1 protein-coding gene is annotated in these 1,084 nt (G+C 55.0%); it reads right to left on the reverse strand.

Annotated elements, in window-relative coordinates; translation table 11 throughout:
- Nucleotides 1–60 precede the first annotated feature (60 nt).
- A partial coding sequence (locus WMP96_RS11690; RefSeq protein ID WP_340433620.1) for a zonular occludens toxin domain-containing protein occupies nt 61–1,084 on the reverse strand: 1,024 nt, incomplete at its 5' end.

The raw sequence follows: 1,084 nt of genomic DNA on the forward strand, positions 1-1,084 counted from the left end.
CCCGCTGGGAGATCCGGCTGCGGACGCTCTGCCGCGGTCGAAGACACCCAGAACCGGGCTTTACTTTGGCCCGTATACCTGCACCATCCGCATCGGATGGCACTCGTCATCGACGACGAATTGTCCTGGCTCCGCTGAAAGCGGGTCGGGCTCCCCTTCTCCTGGGCGCACACCCAGCACAAGCTGAGAATCCTCTGGCCGCGTTACGCGACCGACCATTTTCACGCCGCAAATGTCCCTGATTCCTGATGGGACTGTGTCCGCTGTCATGCGTTGGGTCGCTAGGACAACGAGAACTCCAGCGCTTCTTCCTCGCTGGACCAGGTCGCGCACGACTGTCTCACGTTCTGCTGCTGCAGCTTTGTCCTGCTTTGAAGATGATGCTGGTGAGAACCACGTTTGGCACTCATCGAGCACCAAGAGCAATAGCTTCGGTCGGTCTCGGGTATCGATTGTCCAGTAGTCGATGCCTTCCTCAAGGCGTTTTTTCATGGTCTCCCGGAGAAGCTCGACTTTCCCCAGAATTTTCTCCGGGCTATCCCTCTTGCCATCAAAGAAAACTACTTCAGATCGAGCCATAAGCGCTCTGACCAGCTGATTTAGGAAGACCGTTTTTCCGCTGCCCGGTTTACCTGCCAGAATGAGACCAGATTTTTCTTTCAACGAGATACGTGCTGGCTCTCCCGTTTCTGTGTCTACACCAATGATCATCTCCCCAGTCGCCGTGGAAAAACGCGCCCTGCCTGGAAGATATCCCGGTGTCTTTACAGAGTCCCTGATAGATACGCATCCGTCTTTTACGGATAGTCTTATCGGGGTTCTTAGGTGCTGAGCCAGCTCTGCCTCTAACCCAGAGCGACGCCACTTTTCAGTCTCCCCTGGGGAGATAGAGACACGTCCATCGCGGGAGACATGATTTATGGTCAGCCCGAAGCATTCATTGATTTTCTCTCGGTGCGTATGCGTACGATACGCAGCCTTGGAGCGAAACCACCACCTTTTCTGCAGCTCAGAGAAGAGAAGATAGCATCCAGCTATGGTCACTGCCAGGAGGATTATCCATGGCAGAGCCCTGATCAGGGCT

Origin of the sequence: Corynebacterium sp. KPL4035 (assembly GCF_037908325.1) — a bacterium.
GTDB classification, from domain to species: Bacteria; Actinomycetota; Actinomycetes; order Mycobacteriales; family Mycobacteriaceae; genus Corynebacterium; species Corynebacterium kefirresidentii.